Annotated in this window: 15 protein-coding genes, 1 pseudogene and 1 riboswitch; of the genes and pseudogenes, 13 read left to right on the top strand and 3 right to left on the bottom strand. The window is 65.9% G+C overall.

The window, feature by feature from the left end:
• Window positions 1–57: 57 nt before the first annotated feature.
• Window positions 58–2,493, bottom strand: coding sequence for a TonB-dependent receptor plug domain-containing protein (locus ACCQ16_RS15575; protein WP_218210857.1), 2,436 nt, complete (start codon window positions 2,491–2,493; stop codon window positions 58–60).
• 219 nt (window positions 2,494–2,712) lie between these two features.
• Between ACCQ16_RS15575 and ACCQ16_RS15570 the strand changes: the two genes are divergently transcribed.
• From ACCQ16_RS15570 to ACCQ16_RS15550, 5 genes are all read left to right on the top strand, one after another.
• The gene (locus ACCQ16_RS15570; protein WP_029820050.1) at window positions 2,713–3,186 is read left to right on the top strand and encodes a DUF3574 domain-containing protein; all 474 of its coding nucleotides are present in this window, start codon (window positions 2,713–2,715) and stop codon (window positions 3,184–3,186) included.
• The gene (locus tag ACCQ16_RS15565; RefSeq protein WP_372380008.1) at window positions 3,153–4,217 is read left to right on the top strand and encodes an XAC2610-related protein; all 1,065 of its coding nucleotides are present in this window, start codon (window positions 3,153–3,155) and stop codon (window positions 4,215–4,217) included. The genes ACCQ16_RS15570 and ACCQ16_RS15565 overlap by 34 nt, the downstream gene beginning before the upstream one ends.
• Window positions 4,218–4,354: 137 nt before the next feature.
• Complete coding sequence (locus ACCQ16_RS15560; RefSeq protein WP_033479398.1) at window positions 4,355–5,956, top strand: SulP family inorganic anion transporter; 1,602 nt, start codon at window positions 4,355–4,357, stop codon at window positions 5,954–5,956.
• A gap of 8 nt (window positions 5,957–5,964) precedes the next feature.
• The gene (locus tag ACCQ16_RS15555; RefSeq protein WP_372380355.1) at window positions 5,965–7,122 is read left to right on the top strand and encodes a lysozyme inhibitor LprI family protein; all 1,158 of its coding nucleotides are present in this window, start codon (window positions 5,965–5,967) and stop codon (window positions 7,120–7,122) included.
• Window positions 7,123–7,416: 294 nt separating this feature from the next.
• Entirely contained in the window at window positions 7,417–8,235 is an 819-nt protein-coding gene (locus ACCQ16_RS15550) for a DUF3014 domain-containing protein (protein WP_372380007.1), read from the top strand.
• A 226-nt stretch (window positions 8,236–8,461) separates the two neighbouring features.
• On the opposite strand, the gene ACCQ16_RS15545 is transcribed toward ACCQ16_RS15550, so the two are convergent.
• Both ACCQ16_RS15545 and ACCQ16_RS15540 read right to left on the bottom strand, forming a co-directional pair.
• Window positions 8,462–9,169, bottom strand: a complete 708-nt coding sequence (locus ACCQ16_RS15545; RefSeq protein ID WP_372380006.1) for a glutathione S-transferase — start codon at window positions 9,167–9,169, stop codon at window positions 8,462–8,464.
• 44 nt (window positions 9,170–9,213) lie between these two features.
• Window positions 9,214–9,540, bottom strand: a complete 327-nt coding sequence (locus ACCQ16_RS15540) for a GIY-YIG nuclease family protein (RefSeq protein WP_218504483.1) — start codon at window positions 9,538–9,540, stop codon at window positions 9,214–9,216.
• A 180-nt stretch (window positions 9,541–9,720) separates the two neighbouring features.
• On the opposite strand from ACCQ16_RS15540, the pseudogene ACCQ16_RS15535 reads away from it, so the two are divergent.
• The 8 genes and pseudogenes from ACCQ16_RS15535 to cobO form a co-directional block, all read left to right on the top strand.
• Window positions 9,721–10,247: pseudogene (locus ACCQ16_RS15535) on the top strand (ATP-binding cassette domain-containing protein); the annotation flags it as partial.
• Between the two features lie 267 nt (window positions 10,248–10,514).
• Window positions 10,515–13,100: an ATP-dependent chaperone ClpB gene (gene clpB, locus ACCQ16_RS15530; RefSeq protein WP_372380005.1), complete on the top strand. Its 2,586-nt coding sequence runs from the start codon at window positions 10,515–10,517 to the stop codon at window positions 13,098–13,100.
• A gap of 124 nt (window positions 13,101–13,224) precedes the next feature.
• A complete protein-coding gene (locus ACCQ16_RS15525) occupies window positions 13,225–14,136 on the top strand; it encodes a DUF6624 domain-containing protein (RefSeq protein WP_071118752.1) in 912 nt (303 codons plus the stop codon).
• A 159-nt stretch (window positions 14,137–14,295) separates the two neighbouring features.
• Window positions 14,296–15,582 carry an O-acetylhomoserine aminocarboxypropyltransferase/cysteine synthase family protein gene (locus ACCQ16_RS15520; RefSeq protein ID WP_071118751.1) on the top strand — a complete coding sequence of 429 codons (1,287 nt, stop codon included), beginning with the start codon at window positions 14,296–14,298 and terminating at the stop codon, window positions 15,580–15,582.
• Window positions 15,583–15,922: 340 nt separating this feature from the next.
• Window positions 15,923–16,147, top strand: a riboswitch (cobalamin riboswitch).
• A gap of 117 nt (window positions 16,148–16,264) precedes the next feature.
• Window positions 16,265–18,142, top strand: a complete 1,878-nt coding sequence (gene btuB, locus ACCQ16_RS15515) for a TonB-dependent vitamin B12 receptor (protein ID WP_277572545.1) — start codon at window positions 16,265–16,267, stop codon at window positions 18,140–18,142.
• Between the two features lie 279 nt (window positions 18,143–18,421).
• Window positions 18,422–19,015, top strand: a complete 594-nt coding sequence (locus tag ACCQ16_RS15510) for a hypothetical protein (protein WP_184419756.1) — start codon at window positions 18,422–18,424, stop codon at window positions 19,013–19,015.
• Entirely contained in the window at window positions 19,015–19,626 is a 612-nt protein-coding gene (locus tag ACCQ16_RS15505; RefSeq protein ID WP_277572779.1) for a hypothetical protein, read from the top strand. The genes ACCQ16_RS15510 and ACCQ16_RS15505 overlap by 1 nt, the downstream gene beginning before the upstream one ends.
• Window positions 19,623–20,234, top strand: a complete 612-nt coding sequence (gene cobO / locus ACCQ16_RS15500; RefSeq protein WP_277572546.1) for a cob(I)yrinic acid a,c-diamide adenosyltransferase — start codon at window positions 19,623–19,625, stop codon at window positions 20,232–20,234. Before ACCQ16_RS15505 ends, cobO begins: the two co-directional genes overlap by 4 nt.
• Window positions 20,235–20,241 lie beyond the last annotated feature (7 nt).

Raw genomic sequence — 20,241 nt, 5'->3', positions numbered from 1 at the left:
GGAGTCGGGATTGGGAATTCGCACGAAGTACGATGTTTGCCAATCCCGAATCCCGAATCAGAAGCTGTACCGCACCCGCCCATACCAATATGCGCCGTTGCTGCCGATCGGCGAGAGCACGTCATAGGGCAGGTTGCCGAAGTAGGCGATGTCGTCGATGGAACGGTCCGAGTAGTTGTCCAGGATGTTCTGCCCGCCGATGGCCAGCGTCCATTGCGTGCCCAGGTGATATTCGGCTTCCAGGTCCAGTTGCCACTCGGCGCCGTAGGTCTGGCGCGGCACGAAGCCGCCACCGAAATCGAACACGCGCGTGGCGCTGCCGTAGCGGTTGACGCGGGTCTGCAGGTTCCAGTGCTCGTTGCTCCAGTTCGCGGCAAGCGAGGCGCGGGTGCGCGGTGCGGCGTCGGTGAGCGTGTTGCTTTCTTCCACGCCGAACAGCACGTACTCCGGGTTCAATGCGAGCAACTGGGCCGGGGTGGCGATGATGTTTTCCAACTCGGTCTTGGCGTAGCTGTAGGTGCCGGTCAGCAGCAGGTCGCCGCCGAAGGCGTACTGACGCCAGTTGGCAACCAGCTCGGCGCCGCGGGTGCGGGTATCGGCGGCGTTGAGGAAATAGCTGGCGCTCTGCACCCCGGTGACGCCGTAGTTCTGCTGCACGAAGCTGGTCAGCGCATCGCCGGTGATGTCTTCGGACAGCGCAATGCGGTCGTCGATATCGATCTGGAAAAAGTCCAGCGACACGTCGAAGTGATCGCCCAGCTTGCTGGTGAAGCCCAGGCTGTAATTGACCGACTTTTCCGGCTTCAGATCGGTGGCGCCCAGTCCGCGCGCGATGGGGTTGTTGACCGACAGCAGGCGCCCCTGGGTCAAGCGGCCGGCGGCGTCGTAACCGGTGGAGGTGGCTTCATACCCGATCTGGCTGAGCGAAGGCGCACGCACGTTGTTGGAAATGGCGCCACGCAGCGCAAAGGCCGGTGCGAACGCGTAGCGTGCGGCCAACTTGCCGGTCCATTGGCTGCCGAAATCCTGGTAATGCTCGTAGCGGCCGGCCAGGTCGGTGGAGAACTTGTCGCCGAACTGGCTGGAGACGTTGGCGTAGGCGCTGGCCACGTTGCGCGACAGGTCGGCCTCGTCCTGCGGAGTGAGCCCGCCGCCGGCCTGCGAGCCGGTGGGACGATCGGTGAACGGGCCGGCCGCGTAGCTGGCGGGGTCGCCGGCGTGGGTGCGGTATTGCTCGCGGCGGAACTCGGCGCCGGTGCCGAAGGTATGGGTGGCGCCGGCGGCGTCGAACACGCGGGTCAGGTCGAGGTTGCCCACGGTCTGCACGAAGGCGAAATCGCCGGTCTTGAAGCGTGTGGGGCTGCCGGGCCCCAGCGATGCATTGAGCGAGTTGCGTAGCCGGTAGGTGAAGTCGTTGCGGCCGTAGTTGACGCTGGCGTCGTAATCCCAGTTGCCCCATTGCCCGCGCGCACCGGCCACGAGTTGCAGGTCGCGATTCTCGCCTTCGGAGATCGGGCGGTAGCCATTGGGGTAGATCTCGCGCCAGTTGGCGCTGCCGTCCGGGTAACGGAAGTAATTGGCGCCTTCGGTATCGCGCTGGTTGTAGGTGCCGAAGGCGTAGAACTCGCCGCTGGCGCTGAATGGCACCTTGGTATTGAGCCAGGCATTCAGGCCCTTGGTGGCGCCATCGCCGAGCACGTAATTGCGCTGGCCCCGCAGCGCCAGATTGGCCGGGGTCTGTTCTTCGAACGAGGGAATCTGGTCGAAGCCGGCGCGGTTGGTGGCCTCGCGGTTCTTCAGCTCCAGGCCGACCTTGAAGAAGCCGCCGTCGTCGCCCAGCAGCGTGCCCACTTTTGCGCTGGCATAGCTGGTCTGGCCGTCGGTGACGCGGCGGTCGATCGGCTTCACGTCGGTGTTGTAGGCGCCGAAGCTGGCTTCCAGTTCGCCGCGCTCGGGGTTGTCGTCCAGGATCACGTTGATGACGCCGGCAATCGCATCCGAGCCGTATTGCGCGCCGGCCCCGTCGCGCAGCACTTCGATGCGCTTGATCGCGTTGATCGGGATGGAATTGAAATCCACCGGCGTGGTGCCCTTGCCGATCTTGCTGTCGGTGTTGACCAGCGCCGAGGTATGGCGGCGCTTGCCGTTGACCAGCACCAGCACCTGGTCGGGCGAGAGCCCGCGCAGCTGCGCGGCGCGGATATGGTCGGCGCCGCCGGAGTTGGACTGACGCGGGAAGTTGAAGGAAGGCAGCAGCGCCTGCAGGGCGCTGCCCAACTCGCCGTTGACCACGCCGGCCTTGCGGATGTCTTCGGCGGTGAGCACGTCCACCGGCACGGTGGATTCCAGCACGGTGCGGTCGCTGGCACGGGTGCCGGTGACGATCACGGTGTCCAGGGTGGTGGCACCGGCATCGGCCTGCTGGGCTTGCGCGTTGGCGCTGAGCACGGCGGCGATGGCCAGGCCAATCACCGAAAGGGTGGGGCGGGTCATGCTGTTCTCTCTCCTGCAACTGCAACGCGCCGCGCGGTCGGCATCCGGCCGGGCTGGGGCGCAAGGGGGCGGATCGTCCACATTCATCCGGATGGAAAGATATTATCGCGTTGTTCAGGGCGGCGCGAGATGGCACAGTGCGTGCGCGCCGGCATGAGCTGATATCGGCCTTGCATGAGCCTGCCCCAAGTGCCCCCCAGACCTGTTGTGGAGAAGTCGATGAAGTTGCTGCCGTCTTGCCTGCTTGCCGCCATGCTGGCGTTGACCGCTTGCGCCACCACGCCCGGCACCGTGCCGACCGCGACCACTGCCAGCCTGCAGGGCGATGCAGCGCGGCCGGCGGCGGCACGGGGTTGGGTGCGCAGCGAGTTGTATTTCGGCGTGGGCGAAGAATCCGGCCCGGCCGACCGCCCGCAGACCCGCACCATCGACGAAACCCAATGGCGCGCGTTTCTGGACAAGGAAGTGACCCCGCGCTTTCCCGATGGTCTGACCGTGTTCGACGCCTACGGTCAATGGCTGTTCCGCGGCGCCAAGGAGCCGAACCGGCTGGGCACCAAGGTGCTGGTGATCCTGCACGAGGACACCCCGCAACGGCGCAACGACATCGAAGCGATCCGGCTGGCCTGGAAGCAGGCCACCGGACACCAGTCGGTGCTGTGGTCGCGGCAGCCGGTGGAGGTGTCGTTCTGAGTCCGCTGGCCGGCTTGCGCACCGACAGGTCCGTGCAGTTGCCGACCGCCACGCTCGCCAGCGTCGATCGGCGTATGTCCCGCGTCTTCCGGCATTGGCGGGCATCGCGTGCGCAGCCGGCGAGCGAGTGTCTGCGCACCGCGTCGAGCCAGCTGCGCATGCGCCTTGGCATCTTGCATTTGTCGCCCGTCCGCGCCGCCCGCGCACTGTGGGTTGCGATGGCAGGCGGGCTGGCGTTCGGCGCTGCGGCAGACGACACAAGCCTTCGTCTGACGCTGGATGCGCAGACCCGTGCGACCGCCACCTTGGTCGGCCAGCGCCTGCATGTGGTGCTGTCTCCCGGCGATGCCGAACAGTGGTTCGACGCGAATGTGGACGATGGCGAAGGCGGCGTGCAGCTGCGCAGCGACGACTACAACTTCGACGGGCGCCCGGATCTTGCGGTGTCGGCGATGCTGGGTCAGGTCAACGAGGCGGTCTGGGTCTTTGTGTTCGATCCTGCACAGCGCCGCTTTCATGCGCTCGGTGCGCCGACGCGCCCGGCCGTGCAGTGCGAAGGATTCTTCAATCTGGTTGCCGATCAACAGCAGCGCAGCCTGACCAGTTCCTGCCGCGGTGGGCCGATGTGGTATGCGGATGTCTACCGCTACGACGCTGGCGGGCGGTTGTACGTTTGGCGGACGCAGCAGCGGATCGAGTCGCCGCAGATCCAGGCGTTGCTGGATTCGGGAAGCGAGGATGGCATGCCGCTGTCGGTGTGGCCGATGTACGACCCGCGCGGCGTCAAGGTGGCAAGCGAAATCGGTACCACGCTCGAGGAACCGATGCCGGTGCAACTGCACGTACAGGTGAGGCGTTTGCCGCTGTACGCCACGCCGACGGCCACCGTCACCAAACGCTATCTGGTGCGCGGCGATCAGGCCGATGCGCTGGACGTCAGCGCCGATGGTACGCGGTTGCAGGTGCGTTATCGCAGCGCCGGCCGCAGCGACAGCGTGGGCTGGATCGAGGTGGATGCGGCGATGCAGTAGCGGGCGATGGCGCCGGGCTGCCTGCTCACGGACAGCCCGACGGCCCCTGGCCACGACACGCTCTGATCCACCGCGCCGCTGTCGTCCCCGCAATGCAGCGGCTACCATCGGCCGACCCCCACGCTTCTCTGGTTCTCATGTCGGCTCCCTCTTCGCGTCCTGCGGCTGCGCCGCGCTGGTTCGTCGCTGGCGATCTCAATGGTTTCTTCGGCCTGGTGGTCGACAACCTGTCCATCCTTGGCTTCATCGCGATGGCCCTGGTCGGCATCTTCCAGTTCCCGGCCGACGTCGTGTTCCAGCGGATGTTCCCCGGCACCGCGTTCGGCGTGCTGGTGGGCAACCTGCTGTACACCCTGATGGCGCGGCGGCTGGCCGCACGCACCGGGCGCGACGACGTCACTGCCATGCCGCTGGGTCTGGATGCGCCCACCAGCATCGGCATGGCGCTGCTGGTGCTCGGCCCGGCATTTGCCGGCTTCAAAGCGCAAGGGCTGGACCCGCAGGCCGCCGCGATCGCCACCTGGAAACTGGGCATGGCCGCGTTGGTGGTGATGGGCCTGCTCAAGCTGGTGCTGTCCTTCGCAGGCGAAGCGGTGACGCGCGCGCTGCCGCGGGCGGCCCTGCTCGGTTCCATCGCCGGTATCGCGCTGGTGCTGATGGGCTTGCTGCCATTGCTGGAAACGCTCCGTTCGCCGGTAGCCGGCTTCGTTACCTTGGGCCTGCTGCTGTATGTGCTGCTCGCCAAGGGCCGCCTGCCGACCAAATTGCCCGGCGTGCTGGTGGCGTTCGTGATCGGCACCGCGTTGTATTACGGGCTTGGCCTGGCGGGATTGGGTGCCCCCGGCTTCGCCTTGCCGGCGTGGAATCCGCCGCAGATCGTGCTGCCGCTGCCGACGCTGGGCTTTATCGACGGCCTGCCGGCCACGGTGGCGTACCTGCCGTTGCTGCTGCCGTTCGGCTTGTTGATGGTGGTGGGCGGCATCAACGTCAGCGAGAGCGCGCGCGCGGCCGGCGACGATTACCGCACCCGCGACATCCTACTGGTGGAAGCCTTGGCCACGCTGGTGGCCGGCGTCTGCGGCGGCGTTGCGCAGACCACGCCCTACATCGGCCAGCCCGCGTACAAGCACATGGGCGCGCGCTCCGGTTACACGCTGCTGACCGGGGTGTTCATCGGGATCGGCGGCATGCTTGGCGTGATCAGCGGCTTGGTGCAGTGGCTGCCGCTGGCCGTGCTGGCGCCAATCATCGTGTATGTCTCCATCGACATCACCACCCAGGCATTCCAGGCCACGCCCAGGCAGCATTCCGGTGCGATGGTGCTGGGCTTTCTGCCGTCGGTCGCGTACCTGCTGACGATCAAGGCGCCGGGCTGGATTGCACCGGATCAGCTGGTCGCGCTGACCACCAAGGTCGATGGCCACGGGTTGCCGGAGCTGGCAGTGATCTTCGCGCTGGGCAATGGCTTCATCATCACCGCGATGCTATGGATCGCCACGGTGGCGGCGATGATCGACGGCCGCTTGCGACGCGGCGCGGCGTTCCTGCTGGTAGCTGCCGGGCTGACCCTGTTCGGCCTGATCCACTCGGTGGACCCGCGCGGCGGCATCTACCTGCCGTGGTCGCTGCAAGGCCTGGCGCGGGTGATCAGCTGGCAGTTCGTCGGTGCCTATGTGGCGCTGGCGGCGACGCTGCTGCTGCTGTCGCTGCTGCCGGCGCGCAAGGAGGCGTTGCAGTGACTTATCGGATGCGTGTCGTGCAGAGCATTGTGGCTGGCGCTTTGGTGCTGAGCGCTGGCGCCGCATGGTCGGCGTCGTTCGACTGCAAGCAGGCGGGCACGCCGGTGGAAAAGCGGCTGTGCGCGGTGCCGGCGCTCGGCCAGCTGGACGATCAGCTGGATGAGGCCTACCGCGGCGTGCTGGACACCACACCGCGCGCCTCGCTCACCGCAGTGCGCGATCAGCAACGCGCCTGGTTGCGCCAGCGCAATGCCTGCGCGCAGGACGCCAAGGTAGATGCCTGCCTGCAACGCAGCTTGAAGACAAGGGTCGATGCGCTGGGCAAGACACTCGACGCCCAGCAGCAAACGCTGGACCGCATCATCGCCAGCATCCCGAAAACGCCAGCGGACGCTGCGCGCCAGTTGCAGGGCTACGACGCGCCGCTGGCATCGGCATGGCTGGCGTATCTGCATGACTTCGTGCCTGCCGCTGGCGTGGATGCGGCGTTGGCGAGCGCGCGTTTTGAAAGCGCACGCAAGGCGTTGCGCAAGACCGACGATTTCGCAGCGTCCTTGCTCGACGATGTGGAAGGCGCGCCCGCCATGCAACAGCAACAGCGTGTGCTGACCTTGTTGCGCATGTGGATCGAGCGCGAAGATCGTTCCGAGCGGCCGTATGTGCATTGCTTCATCTTCGCTGCAGTGGGCGAGCCGGCTTATGAGGCGCTCGGCCCGCTCTATGGTTCGACACGCGACAGTTTCGCGCCGATCTGCGAGCCGCCCGGTGGGCTGTTCGCGCGACCGAGCTGGAAACAGCTGGATGACGGATTCGCAGGACTGATCGAAGCCTTGAGCAAGGACGCAGGCACCATTCGCTATGCCAGCTACGCCGAGTGGCAGATCATCGCGCTCCGGGCTGCCGTGTCGCCGGCACTGTACCTGCAGCCGGAGTTGCGCAAGCGCTACGGCAACGATCCGGATCAGGCGATTGCTGCGTGGTCCGGCGACGACAGCGACTGGCCGGCAGCCGAGCGCAACGCTGCGCGCGCGCTGTTGCCGAAGGTGCGCGCAGAGACGGCCGCCTGGCTGGTAAGCGAAAAGCACATGCCGGCCAGGCAGGCCGAACAGGTTGCCGCTGCAATTGTCGCGGCTTGGGTGAACGCGCGATTGGATTTCGTCGGCTAAGCGGCGTGGATCGCGCAGCGAAGCTTCTCCCGGTCCGCTACACGGCCTTTGCCCGCCCACCATCGCAGGACACGCTGCAAGTACGTCCCTGTGGCTCCTTGGCGGCATTCATGCCGCCAAGAGTCCCGCGACAGTAAGACAGCCGGCGAGCCGGGCGCTGCGTTTCCCGTGGTCGCGGGCGTAGTGCGCCGCGTCCAGCGTCAAGCGGCTCAACGAGCGACACCGTAAATCGATGGAACCACCGCAGCATCCCACGGTCACACACTGGATGTTGTCGATGTCAGGAGTTCCACGATGCAAAGCAAATCCTCGCGCTGGCCGTGGTTGTTGGCGGTCCCCTTGATCGCTGGCGCCGCGTGGTGGCTGTTCAGCGGCCCGCCCGATCCGCAGGGCACCTTGCCTGCACCCATCAGCCGTACCGCCAGTGCCGTGGCCGCTGCGGTCAGCCCACAGCCGACGCCGGCCAGTGGCGAGCCGCGTCATCCGGTGCCGGCAGCATCGGCCGACGCTGCCGATGCTGCGATTCCTGCGTTGGCGCAAAGCGACGATGCCGCGTGGCAAGCGCTGCTGGCGTTCGTGCAGGACGATGACGCGTTGTCGATCGTATTGCGCAAGCACCTGATCGAACGCGTGGTGGTGATGATCGACAACCTCACCCAACCCAGCATCAGCCGCCGTGCCTTGGTGCTGCAGCCGGTGCCTGGCGAGTTGCAGGTGGCCGGCGCAGGCGATCATCCGGTGCTCGATCAGGCCAATGCGGCGCGCTATGCACCTTACGTGGCCGCATTCACCAGCGTGGATGCGCAGGCCATGGCGCGCGGCTATGTGCGCTTCTATCCGCTGTTTCAGCAGGCGTACGCGGATCTGGGCGCGCCGGATCGTTACTTCAACGACCGCGTCATCGATGTGATCGACCACTTGCTGCGCACGCCTGAGCCGACGCAGCCGATCGGCGTGCAACGCGACGACCGTGGCCGCTACCGCTTCGTCGACCCATCGCTGGAATCGCTGTCGGTGGGGCAGAAGGCACTGCTGCGCCTGGGGCCGACGCAAGCGGCTGCAGTCAAGGCGCAACTGCAGCGGATTCGCACGGCCTTGCTGCAGGGGCGCTGAGGCCGCTGGCTTCCCGCTACCGGAGAGCGAACGCCGCATGTCAGGCGACCTGCGGCCTTCGCACCTGGGTGGGTGCGTACGTACACGACGTAACGCTGCACGCGTCGCTCAGGGTCAGGTGGCGTGGTTGCGTGATCGATCGCGGCAATCAGCACCGCGGGCCGCGCCGCACCCTCATGCGGCGCCAGCCTGTTGCGACCGGCCGCAGCGCCCTCGCTGCCGCTGCCTATGCCGCATCCAGCTCCGGGTAATGGCGGAAGATGCCGTTGGTATTGAAGGACACGCGTCGTTCGGACGCCAGATAGGCCGCAACGCGCGGCCGTTGCGCCACGTGCCGCTGCAGCGCCTTCAGCCCTGGCAAGTTTTTGGCCAGCCTCGCCATGCGTTTGGGGAACATGTACTCCAGGCCACTCACCAACTGGAACAACGATAGATCCACGTACGAATGCGTGCCGAGCACGTGCGTGCCGCCAGCCTGTTGCAGGACCTGCTCGAAATAGCCCAGGAATTTGGGCAAGCGGTTTTCACGCAGGTCCTGCGCACGCTTGGCCGCTTCGGCTTGTTGGTCTTCGTAATACAGGCCGGTTGCGATCGGGTGGTGGGTATCGTGCACCTCGGCCAGCAGATCGGCGATGGTCAGCTGTAATTGCAGCGCCTGTAGCCGCTGTGGTTCCGAATCGGGCACCAATTGCAGCTGTGGCCCGATGAAGTGCAGGATCGCCGCGACCTGTGCCACCACCACGTCGCCGGCTTTGAGAAATGGTGGTGCGAACGGCTGCGCGCCCACCTGCTCGCCTTGCAAGAACGCCGTCATGACCTCGTCGCCCTGGATACGTGCGACATCGGTGTAGGCCGCGCCGGCGTCTTCCAGTGCCAGTCGCACGAATTCGCCGCGGCCTTGCAGACCGGTCCAGTAGTACAGCTGATAATGCATGCGCCGCTCCGCATGTCGGGCGCTGCAGCGTAGAAAAACGACGGCTAGACGGGCGTGATCGATGCGTCAGCAGGTTGTGACTCCGTACCGTTCGGTTGTGCCTGCAGCCAGGCGAGCTTGCGCGCACGTGGCTGGCGCTTGAGCGCGCACTCTGCGCGCGAAGCGCTGGCGCGGTCCGGGTACCGGTGGCTGGCGAGCAGCTGCACGGGCGGATTGGCACGCGTGTAACGCGCACCAGTGCCACGCAGATGGGCCTGGAAGCGCCGCTCCAGATCGTTGGTAATGCCGGCGTAATAGCTGCCGTTGCGACATAGCAGCAGGTAGAGGTGCCAGGGCTTGGGAGCATCCATCGGCGTATTATCGCCAGTCATGCGCGATTGCGCAGCGTGCATGCATGCCAGAGCTTGGTGCATTCGCTACCGCCAACGCACCGGGACTGAATAACCACCTGAGCATTGGTTACTGGACGCTTGGGGCGCCGGCAAACAGCATGCCGCATCGCATCGCTCGGTCGAGCCAGTCTTGTTGCCTGCACGCCAGTCGTGCGGCGCCAGGCCGGTCGCGCGCAGGCGCAGCGTGCGCTGGACGCGGTGGGCCTGGGCATGCGCGGCAACGCGTGGCCGTCCGCGCTGTCCGGCGGCCAACGTCGGCCGGTGGCGCTGGCACGTGCATTGGTGCATCGGCCGCGGCTGTTGCTGCTGGACGAACTGCTGGGGGCGCTGGATGCATCGAGCCGTATCGTGATGCAGCAGCTAATCGTGATGCAGCAGCAAATCGTGCGGTTGTGGCGGCAGCACGGGTTTGCGTTGGTGTTGGTCACCCACGACGTGGCCGAGGCGAGCGCGCTGGCCGATCGCATCGTGGTGCTCGATCACGGCAAGGTCGGCCTGGATGTGGCGGGCCCGTGCCGCATCCGCGTGCGCCCGGGCTGCCGGCGCTGGCGACGATCCAGGCACAGGTGCTGTCGCGTCTGCTGGGCGCGACACAGGTGCCGGAGCCAGCTGCCCCGAAGGCGCAGGCGCGCCATGCGGCACCCCGCGAGACGACGGCACAGGAAGTCTCGCCGTTGCAACGCATCCCAGCCCCGCGCGTGTGGGGCTCAGCTCCCGCGACCATGCCGGCCCCTGCGCGCCGTTTCACCCACCGCCCAGGGCGACACGCGGCGTCGCTGGCGGGTGCGTCACCCCTGCGTAGCCATCTGCACGTACCGCTTCGCCAAGCCCGCCTGGACAGCGCCGGCCTGGCCGCTTGCATCTCCAGCACCGGCAAACCTTGAAACCTCGCTCGCCAACCGCATTTGCACGGTATCGCCGGCGGTGCCGGCCACCTGTTCAGAGGATCTCCCATGCGGATGGACAAGCTCACCTCGCGGTTCCAGCAGGCGCTGGCCGACGCGCAGTCGCTGGCTGTGGGCCGCGACCACAACATCATCGAGCCGGTGCACGTGCTGGCCGCGCTGCTCGACCAGAGCGGCGGCAGCACGCGCCCGCTGCTGTCGCAGGCCGGGGTCAACGTGCCGCTGCTGCGCGAGCGCCTGGGCGAGGCGCTGGACACGCTGCCCAAGGTGTCCGGGCAGGAAGGCAATCTGTCGATCGGCAACGATCTCAATCGCCTGCTCAACCAGACCGACAAGCTCGCCCAGCAACATGGCGACGCGTTCATCGCCAGCGAATGGTTCGTGCTGGCCGCTGCCGACGATGCCAGCCCGCTGGGCGTGGCGTTGCGCGCGGCCGGTGGCGACAAGAAGAAGATCGAAGCGGCCATCGACAAGCTGCGTGGCGGGGAAACCGTGCAGTCTGAAAACGCCGAAGAACAGCGCCAGGCGCTGGAGAAATACACCATCGACCTGACCGCACGCGCCGAGAGCGGCAAGCTCGATCCGGTGATCGGCCGCGACGAGGAAATCCGCCGCACCATCCAGGTGCTGCAACGGCGCACCAAGAACAACCCGGTGCTGATCGGCGAACCCGGCGTGGGCAAGACCGCCATTGTCGAAGGCCTGGCCCAGCGCATCATCAACGGCGAAGTGCCCGAAGGCCTGCGCGGCAAGCGCGTGCTCTCGCTGGACATGGGCGCGTTGATCGCCGGCGCCAAATTCCGCGGCGAATTCGAAGAGCGCCTGAAGGCGGTGCTCGGCGACCTGTCGAAGAACGAGGGCCAGATCATCCTGTTCATCGACGAGCTGCACACCATGGTCGGTGCCGGCAAGGCCGATGGCGCGATGGATGCCGGCAACATGCTCAAGCCGGCGCTGGCACGCGGCGAGCTGCATTGCATCGGCGCCACCACGCTGGACGAATACCGCAAGTACATCGAAAAAGACGCCGCACTGGAGCGCCGTTTCCAGAAAGTGTTCGTGGGCGAGCCGACGGTGGAAGACACCATCGCGATCCTGCGCGGCCTGAAGGAGCGCTACGCGGTGCATCACGGCGTGGAGATCACCGACCCGGCCATCGTGGCCGCGGCCACGCTGTCTAACCGCTACATCACCGACCGCCAGCTGCCGGACAAGGCCATCGACCTGATGGACGAAGCGGCATCGCGTATCCGCATGGAGATCGACTCCAAGCCCGAAGAACTCGACCGCCTGGAGCGCCGCCTGATCCAGCTCAAGATCCAGCGCGAGATGCTCAAGAAGGAAAAGGACGAGGCCTCGCGGCAACGCCTGGCCGATCTGGAAAGCGATATCGACAAGCTCGAACGCGAGTTTTCCGACCTCAATGAAGTGTGGAAGTCGGAAAAGGCCGCGCTGCAGGGCACCACCAAGATCAAGGAGCAGATCGAGCACGCCAAGCTGGAACTGGAGGCCGCACAGCGCCGCCAGGACTACGCCAAGATGAGCGAGATCCAGTACGGCGTGCTGCCGCAACTGGAAAAGCAGATGCTGCTGGCCAACGAGGTGGAACACCACGATTTCAAGCTGGTGCAGGACCGCGTGACCGCCGAGGAAATTGCCGAAGTGGTGTCGCGCTGGACCGGCATTCCGGTCAACAAGATGCTCGAAGGCGAGCGCGACAAGTTGTTGCGCATGGAAGACGAATTGCATCATCGCGTGGTCGGTCAGAACGAGGCGATCAAGGTGGTGTCCGATGCGGTGCGCCGCTCGCGTGCCGGCCTGTCCGACCCGAACCGCCCCAGTGGCTCGTTCCTGTTCTTAGGTCCCACCGGCGTGGGCAAGACCGAACTGTGCAAGGCGCTGGCGGATTTCCTGTTCGACAGCACCGAGGCGATGATCCGCATCGACATGAGCGAGTTCATGGAGAAGCATTCGGTCGCACGCCTGATCGGTGCGCCTCCGGGCTATGTGGGCTACGAAGAGGGCGGTTACCTCACCGAGGCCGTGCGTCGTCGTCCGTATTCGCTGATCCTGCTGGACGAAGTGGAAAAGGCGCATCCGGATGTGTTCAACATCCTGCTGCAGGTACTCGACGATGGCCGCCTGACCGATGGCCAGGGCCGCACCGTGGACTTCCGCAATACCGTCATCGTGATGACCTCCAACCTGGGCTCGCACCAGATCCAGGAGCTGTCCGGCGACGATAGTGCCGAGGCGTACACGCAGATGAAGGCCGCGGTGATGGGCGTGGTGCAGGCGCACTTCCGCCCGGAGTTCATCAACCGGCTGGACGACATCGTGGTATTCCATCCGCTGGACAAGGCACAGATCAAGTCGATTGCGCGCATCCAGCTGCAGGGCCTGGAAAAGCGTCTGGCCGAGCGCGGCCTGAAGCTGGACCTGGACGATGCGGCGCTGGAGCTGTTGGGCAATGTCGGCTTCGACCCGGTCTACGGTGCGCGACCGCTGAAGCGCGCAATCCAGTCGCAGGTGGAAAACCCGCTGGCGCAGCAGATCCTGTCGGGCCAGTACGCCAGCGGCGAGACCGTGCGCGTGCGTGCGCAAGGTGGGCATCTGGAGTTTGGCAAGGGGTGATCGTAGGATGGGTCGTCCCGCAGGATGCGGGGTGACCCATCCTTGTCATGCCGTGGGTCTGTAGTGCGTCCACGCTGCCGCGTTTCGCCCCCCAACGCGTGATTCATCTGGCAAGGAATTTCAGATGCGCCTTGTGTATGTTCCGATCTACATCGGTGTTGCCATGGGAATGGCCGGTAGCCTCTACGCAGGCGACGCGCCGGATATCTTTGCCGCGCTCAAGGCCTATGACGCCAAGGACTATGCGCGTTGTGCCGAGGTGATGGACGCACTGCAGCGCGCGTCCAGCGAACTTCCAGAAAACGGTGAACTTCTGCGTGCAGAATGCCTGGCCGCGGCGGGAAAGACAGACCAGGCCCTGCGGTATCTCGATGTCCAGATTCCGCGCGGGCGGATCTCCATCGATGATCTGCGCAGCAAGGACCTGCCGGGCCTGAATCGGCTGCGAAAGATGGATGGGTGGCCTGCGCTGCTGGCGAAAGCCGAGCGCGTCAATGCGCAGCAGCAGGCAACACTGAATCCACAATTGCGCCAGGAGCTGATCGCGCGCGTAGAGAAGGATCAGCATGTGCGCAATGCGGCGATCGCCGCTGGGGGCAAGCCCGCCGACTGGGCATCCATTGCGCCGGTGGATGCCGACAACACCGCATGGCTCAAGCAAGTCGTCGCGACCCAGGGTTGGCCGGGCCGGCGCCTGGTGGGGGAAGATGGCGCCAAGGCGGCATGGATCCTGGTACAGCATGCCGACGCCGATCCAGCGTTTCAGGCGCAGGTTCTGGCGTTGATGGAAGCGGCGCTGGCCACGCAGGAGGTGGCGCCTGACGATGTTGCGTTGCTCACCGATCGCGTCTTGCTTGCGCAAGGCAAGCCGCAGCGCTACGGCACCCAATTCAAGAACGATGCGGATGGCGGCATGTCATTGCAGCCTACCGAAGACGAAGCGGGGCTGGACGAACGCCGCCGTCGTATGGGGTTACCGCCCATGGATCAGTACAAAAAGATGTTGCAGGACGCTTACCGACAGCCTGCGCATTGATCGGCGCATTGAGTGGGGGCAGTATCGCCAGGGCCACTGTATGCGAGTGGGTCCGCCATGCCGGACGTGATCGTTGGCGATGTCGTCATGGCGCGCCGTCATAAGAGGCGATGCGGCAGCCGCGTATCGTCGGGCCCTCTATCCAGAGCGAGCCTTGCCATGACCGATCCGCAGTGGAAGCCAGAAACCATCGCCGTGCATGGGGGCTATCGTCCCGATCCCACCACCCGCGCGGTGGCGGTGCCGATCTACCAGACCGTGGCCTATGCCTTCGACGATACCCAGCATGGTGCGGATCTGTTCGATCTGAAGGTGCAGGGCAACATCTACAGCCGCATCATGAACCCCACCAACGACGTGCTGGAGCAGCGCGTGGCGGCGCTGGAAGGCGGCATCGGGGCGCTGGCGCTGGCATCCGGGCAGGCGGCGGTGACCTATGCGATCCAGACCATCGCCGAGGCCGGCGACAACATCGTGTCGTCCAGCGCGCTGTACGGCGGCACCTACAATCTGTTCGCGCATACGCTACCGCAGTTCGGCATCGCTACGCGCTTTGCCGACTATCGCGATCCGCAGGCCTTTGCCGGGCTGATCGACGAACGCACCAAGGCCGTGTTCGTCGAATCGATCGGCAACCCGCGCGGCAACATCACCGACATCGAAGCGGTGGCCGCCGTGGCGCATGCGCACGGCGTGCCGCTGATCGTGGACAACACCGTGGCCACGCCGTCGCTGCTGCGGCCGATCGACTTCGGTGCCGACATCGTGGTGCATTCGCTGACCAAGTATTTGGGCGGGCATGGCAACAGCATCGGCGGCGCGATCGTGGATAGCGGGCGCTTTCCGTGGGCCGCGCACAAGGCGCGCTTCCCGCGCCTCAACGAGCCGGATGTGAGCTACCACGGGGTGGTGTATACCGACGCGCTGGGCGAGGCCGCCTACATCGGCCGTGCGCGGGTGGTTCCGCTGCGCAATACCGGTGCGGCGTTGTCGCCGTTCAATGCGTTCCTGATCCTGCAAGGCATCGAAACGCTGGCGCTGCGCATGGAACGCATCAATGCCAACGCGCTGGCGGTCGCCCGTTATCTGCAGCAGCATGCGCGCGTTGCCTGGGTCAATTACGCCGCGTTGCCGGATCATCCCGAGCATGCATTGGCGCAGAAGTATCTGGGCGGCCATGGCTCGGGCGTGCTGACCTTCGGCTTGCCCGGCGGGCGCGCGGCCGGTGCCCGCTTCCTGGATGCGCTGCAGCTGTTCACACGGCTGGTGAATATCGGCGATGCCAAGTCGCTGGCGACGCATCCGGCCTCCACCACGCACCGCCAGCTCGGCCCGGCCGAACTGGAACATGCCGGTGTGAGCGAGGACACCGTGCGCTTGTCGATCGGCATCGAGCATATCGATGATCTGCTGGCGGATCTGGAGCAGGCGCTGCAGGGGGCGTGAGATGCACACAAGGCTGCGCTCGCACCCTCATCCGGCGCTGCGCGCCACCTTCTCCCGAAGGGAGAAGGGAACAGGCCCCTCTCCCTTTGGGAGAGGGGTTGGGGTGAGGGTACGTAGGCGAAGCCCACTCGTATGTGAGAGATGAAGCTCGGTGGCGGACATGCGTGCAACCAGCATGCTGCTTCCATGCATCGCATGAGGCTTTGCTCCATAGCCTCATCCGGCGCCGCGCGCCACCTTCTCCCGGCGGGAGAAGGAATTGGCAATTCCCTCGTTAGGCGCTTGGCGACGCGCTGCGCCTGGTCGGCCGCCACCCCCGGAGCGGCGCCGCCAATCCTGTTACCATGCGTGCCCCTGAGGTGACTGCCGGCTGACCGGTGGTTTAAACGGGAATTCGGTGCGCGCATCGCCTTGGCGGGACGCAATTCCGGAGCTGCCCCCGCAACGGTGGGCGAGACAAGGGTCTGCACGACACGCCACTGTGCATCGCATGGGAAGGCGCAGATCCGGGGAGCGACCGCTTCCGCTCGCAAGCCCGGAGACCGGCCTGAAGGGATTGACCCGGCACGCGGTGGGCGTGGCCCTGTGCATCCGGTGCTCGCGCGCCGGACGCCTGGCCCGTTGCTGCCTGTCGACCCCATTGCCTCCGCGCGGGTAGGCGCGGTTCCAGGAGCAGCAGTCGATGTCCGTTTCTTCCGTTTTGCCGCGTCGCACCGTGCTGGCCGCGGCGCTGTCGCTATGCGCGACCAACCTGGCGCAGGCCGAGGCTGCCATCGATTTCGACGAGGTGGTGGTGACCGCCTCGCGTACCGCACAGACCCAGGACCAGACGCTGGCGCCGGTCACCGTGATCGACCGCGCGCAGATCGAGCGCCGCCAGGTCAACTCGCTGCAGGATCTGCTGCGCGGCGAAGCGGGCGTATCGCTGGCCAACAACGGTGGTCCCGGCAAGGCGACCTCGCTGTTCCTGCGCGGCACGGAGTCGGACCATCTGGTGGTATTGATCGACGGGGTACGCATCGGTTCGGCCACCGCCGGCGGTGCGGCGTTGCAGGATCTGCCGATCGAGCAGATCGAACGCGTCGAGATCGTGCGCGGGCCGTTTTCCAGCCTGTACGGCTCCGAAGCGCTGGGCGGGGTGATCCAGATCTTCACCCGTCGTCCGCAAGGCCGTTTCGTGCCCACACTCAGCGTGGCGGCCGGCAGCGACAACGCGCGCCGCTACGGCGCGGGCATCGCCGGGCGCAGCCCAGGCGATCTGGGCGATGCCGGTGGTTGGTATTCGGTGAACGCCGTGCACGACGAAACCGACGGTATCAACGCGTATCTGGATACCAGCTCCAGCGCCTATGACCCGGACCGCGACGGCTATCGCAACGATTCGTTGAGCGCGCAGGGCGGCTGGCGTTTCAATCGCCAGTGGGATGCCGATGTGCATGCAGTGCGCGCGCAGAGCCGTAACGAATACGACGGTTCGGCATTCGGCGGCAATCTGGGCAAGGGCGTGCAGCAGGCCATCGGCGGCCGCGTGCGGTACGCGCCGAACGAGGCGCTCACGCTCACTGCCAGCGTGGGCAGCAGCGCCGATCTGAGCGATGCGTATTACCAAGGCGCCTACCTGTCGACCTACGACACCCGCCGCAAGCAGGGTGCGTTGCAGGCCGATCTCGACACCGGCCCCGGTCTGCTCACGGTCGGCTTCGATTGGCAGCGGGACGCCATCGCCAGCAGCGACAATTACGATGCCGACAGCCGCATCGACCGCGCCGCATTTGTGCAGTGGCAGCAGACTTTTGGCAGTCAATCGCTGCAAGCCAGCCTGCGCCGCAACGACAACAGCCAGTTCGGCGGCAAGACTACCGGCAGCCTGCTGTGGGGTTGGGATTTTGCCGAGCATCTGCGCCTGACGGCCAGCTACGGCACTGCGTTCAAGGCGCCCACCTTCAACGAGTTGTACTACCCCGATTACGGCAACCCGCTGCTCGGGCCGGAAACCTCCAAGAGTGCCGAACTCGGTCTGCGCGGTCGCTACGATTGGGGCACCTGGACGCTCAGCGCGTTCCAGACCCGTATCGACGATCTCATCGCCTACGACGCGTCGTTGGTGGATGCCACGCACCCGTTCGGGCAGCCGAACAATATCGACCGGGCGCGCATCCGCGGCGTGGAAGCCGGCTACGGCACCGTGCTGGCCGGCTGGACCGTGCGCAGCGCAGTGACCTGGCTTGCGCCGCAGGCCGATGGTGAAGTCAATCATGGCAATTGGTTGCCGCGGCGTGCGCGCCAGAGCGGGCGTATCGATGCCGACCGCAGCATCGGTGCATTCGGCATTGGCGCAAGCCTGTTCGGTTCGGGTGCTCGCTACGACGATCTGGCCAATACCGATCGGTTGGCCGGCTACGGCTTGCTGGATCTGCGCGTGAGTTATGCAGTGAATGCGGACTGGAAGGTGCAATTTGCCGCCAACAATGTGTTCGACCGCCACTACGAAACCGCACGCTGGTATGCCCAGCCAGGCCGCAATTATCTGCTGACCTTCCGCTACCAACCGGCGCACTGAGAGCAGCCGACCACACGACCGCGCAGCCACCGCATGGTTGCGGGCGGTGCCCGGATCCGCATGGACCAGGCGGATACTGCGTCTGCTCCTGCTGTCTGCATGCGCCTGGCGAGTGCGCGCGACATTGTGTTAGCCCGTCCAAGCGCGCCGCCGACACCGGCTGCGCGGTCGGCGCTTGCCGCTGGGTGCAAGGATCGCTACGGTTTGCAGGGGGCGATCATTTGCCAGATGTCTGTTGCGCCATCCGGGTGGCGATCGAAAATCTGAAGGAAACTATCGATGCCGCCTTTATCCCGCTCGTGCGAACGCCTGGTGTTCATCGCTTCGATGCTGCTGATGACCGCGACCCGCTTCCATCATGTCAGTGACTGGCTGCACCTGCCGGATGCCTCCATGGCGGTGTTCTTTCTCGGTGGCCTGGCATTGCGGCGGCACGGCGACTTCGTTGCCTTGCTGGGGTTGTCGGTGGCGATCGATTGGGCTGCAGTGCGCCTGGCCGGCGTCAGCGACTTCTGCATCACGGCGGCCTACGCGGCCTTGCCGGTGGCCTATGGCGTGCTCTGGTACGCCGGGCGTGCGTTTGTCGCACGTGGGCGGCCAGGCGCTGCGTCGCTGAGCATCGCCTGGGGTCTGGGCACCTTGGCCGCCGTGCTGTCGTTCTTGATCTCCAATGGCGCGTTCTATTGGTGGGGCGGGCGCTATGCCGACCCGCACTGGGCGCAGTACCTGCAGCGCGCCTGGCAGTGGGGGCCGTTGTTCGTGCGCACGACAGCGCTGTATCTGGCGGTGGTGCTGGCAGCCGCATGGTGCGTGCTGCACTGGCGTCATCTGCGCGCCGCAGCGCCGTTGTCCACGCCATCGGACGTGTCGTGATGGTGGCGCGGCGCACTGCAGCGACACCGTTGCCGTTGCCGTTGCACGGCACAGCGGCCAGAGCGTGCGGCATCGCACTTGCCGGCTTGATGGTTTGTGCGCGCGGCGAGCATTTTGCAAATGTGGATGCCTTGCCCACGGCCTCATGGGCGGTATTTTTTCTGGCCGGTGCGTTGCTACGCCCGCTATGGATGTTGCCGCTGCTGTTCGGGATCGTATCGCTGCTGGATCTGATCGGCCTGGCCTCGGGCAGCAGCAGCGACTGGTGCCTGTCGCCGGCGTACTGGGCGTTGGCATTGGCGTACGTCGCGTTGTGGTGGGGCGGGCTACTGTTTGCATCGCAACTGCAGCGCCAGGCCTGGCGTTGCGTCACCGGGCAGCTGTTGGCCTTGCTGATCAGCGGCAGCGCCGCCTATGTGCTCTCCAAGGCCGGTTTCTATTTCCTGTCTGGTCGCTACCCGCATGCCACGCTCAGCGGGTTCATTGCGCGCATGCCGGCGGACTATCCACACGCCCTTGCAACACTGGCCGGCTATATCGGCCTGGCTTTCGCCCTGTTGGCTGCACACCGCGCCGCTGGTGCACGTCCACCCATGGGAGCACGCGCATGACCGCCCCCGAGCACGATGAGGCGCATTACCGCGAACGCGCGCAGCGCAAGAAGGAATTGGTCGACCGGCGCATTGCACGTGCAGTGATCGACCGCGGTGTGCTGCTGGTCAATACCGGCAATGGCAAGGGCAAGAGCTCGTCCGGCTTCGGCATGCTGGCGCGCTCGCTTGGGCATGGCCTGCATTGCGGCGTGGTGCAATTCATCAAGGGCACGTTTTCGACCGGCGAAGAAGCGTTTTTCCGTCGCTTTCCGGATCTGCTCGATTATCACGTCATGGGCGAAGGCTTCACCTGGGAAACCCAGGACCGCGCACGCGACATCGCCGCCGCGCAGGCGGCCTGGCAGCGCGCGCGCGGCATGCTGGCCGATGCGCGCTACGACTTCGTGCTGCTGGACGAACTCAACATCGCCCTGGTGAAGGACTACATCGCGCTGGATGAGGTGCTTGCTGCCGTGGCCGCGCGGCCGCCCGGCCAGCATGTGGTGATTACCGGGCGCGGCGCGCCGGCCGGGTTGATCGAGGTCGCCGACACCGTGACCGAGATGCGCCTGGTCAAGCACGCCTTCAATGCCGGCATCAAGGCGCAACTCGGCATCGAGCTGTAGCCGTGGG

The organism is Xanthomonas sp. NCPPB 1062 (assembly GCF_041481705.2).
In the GTDB taxonomy this organism is placed as follows: domain Bacteria; phylum Pseudomonadota; class Gammaproteobacteria; order Xanthomonadales; family Xanthomonadaceae; genus Xanthomonas; species Xanthomonas euvesicatoria.
This window is presented reverse-complemented; position numbering and strand designations above follow the sequence as displayed.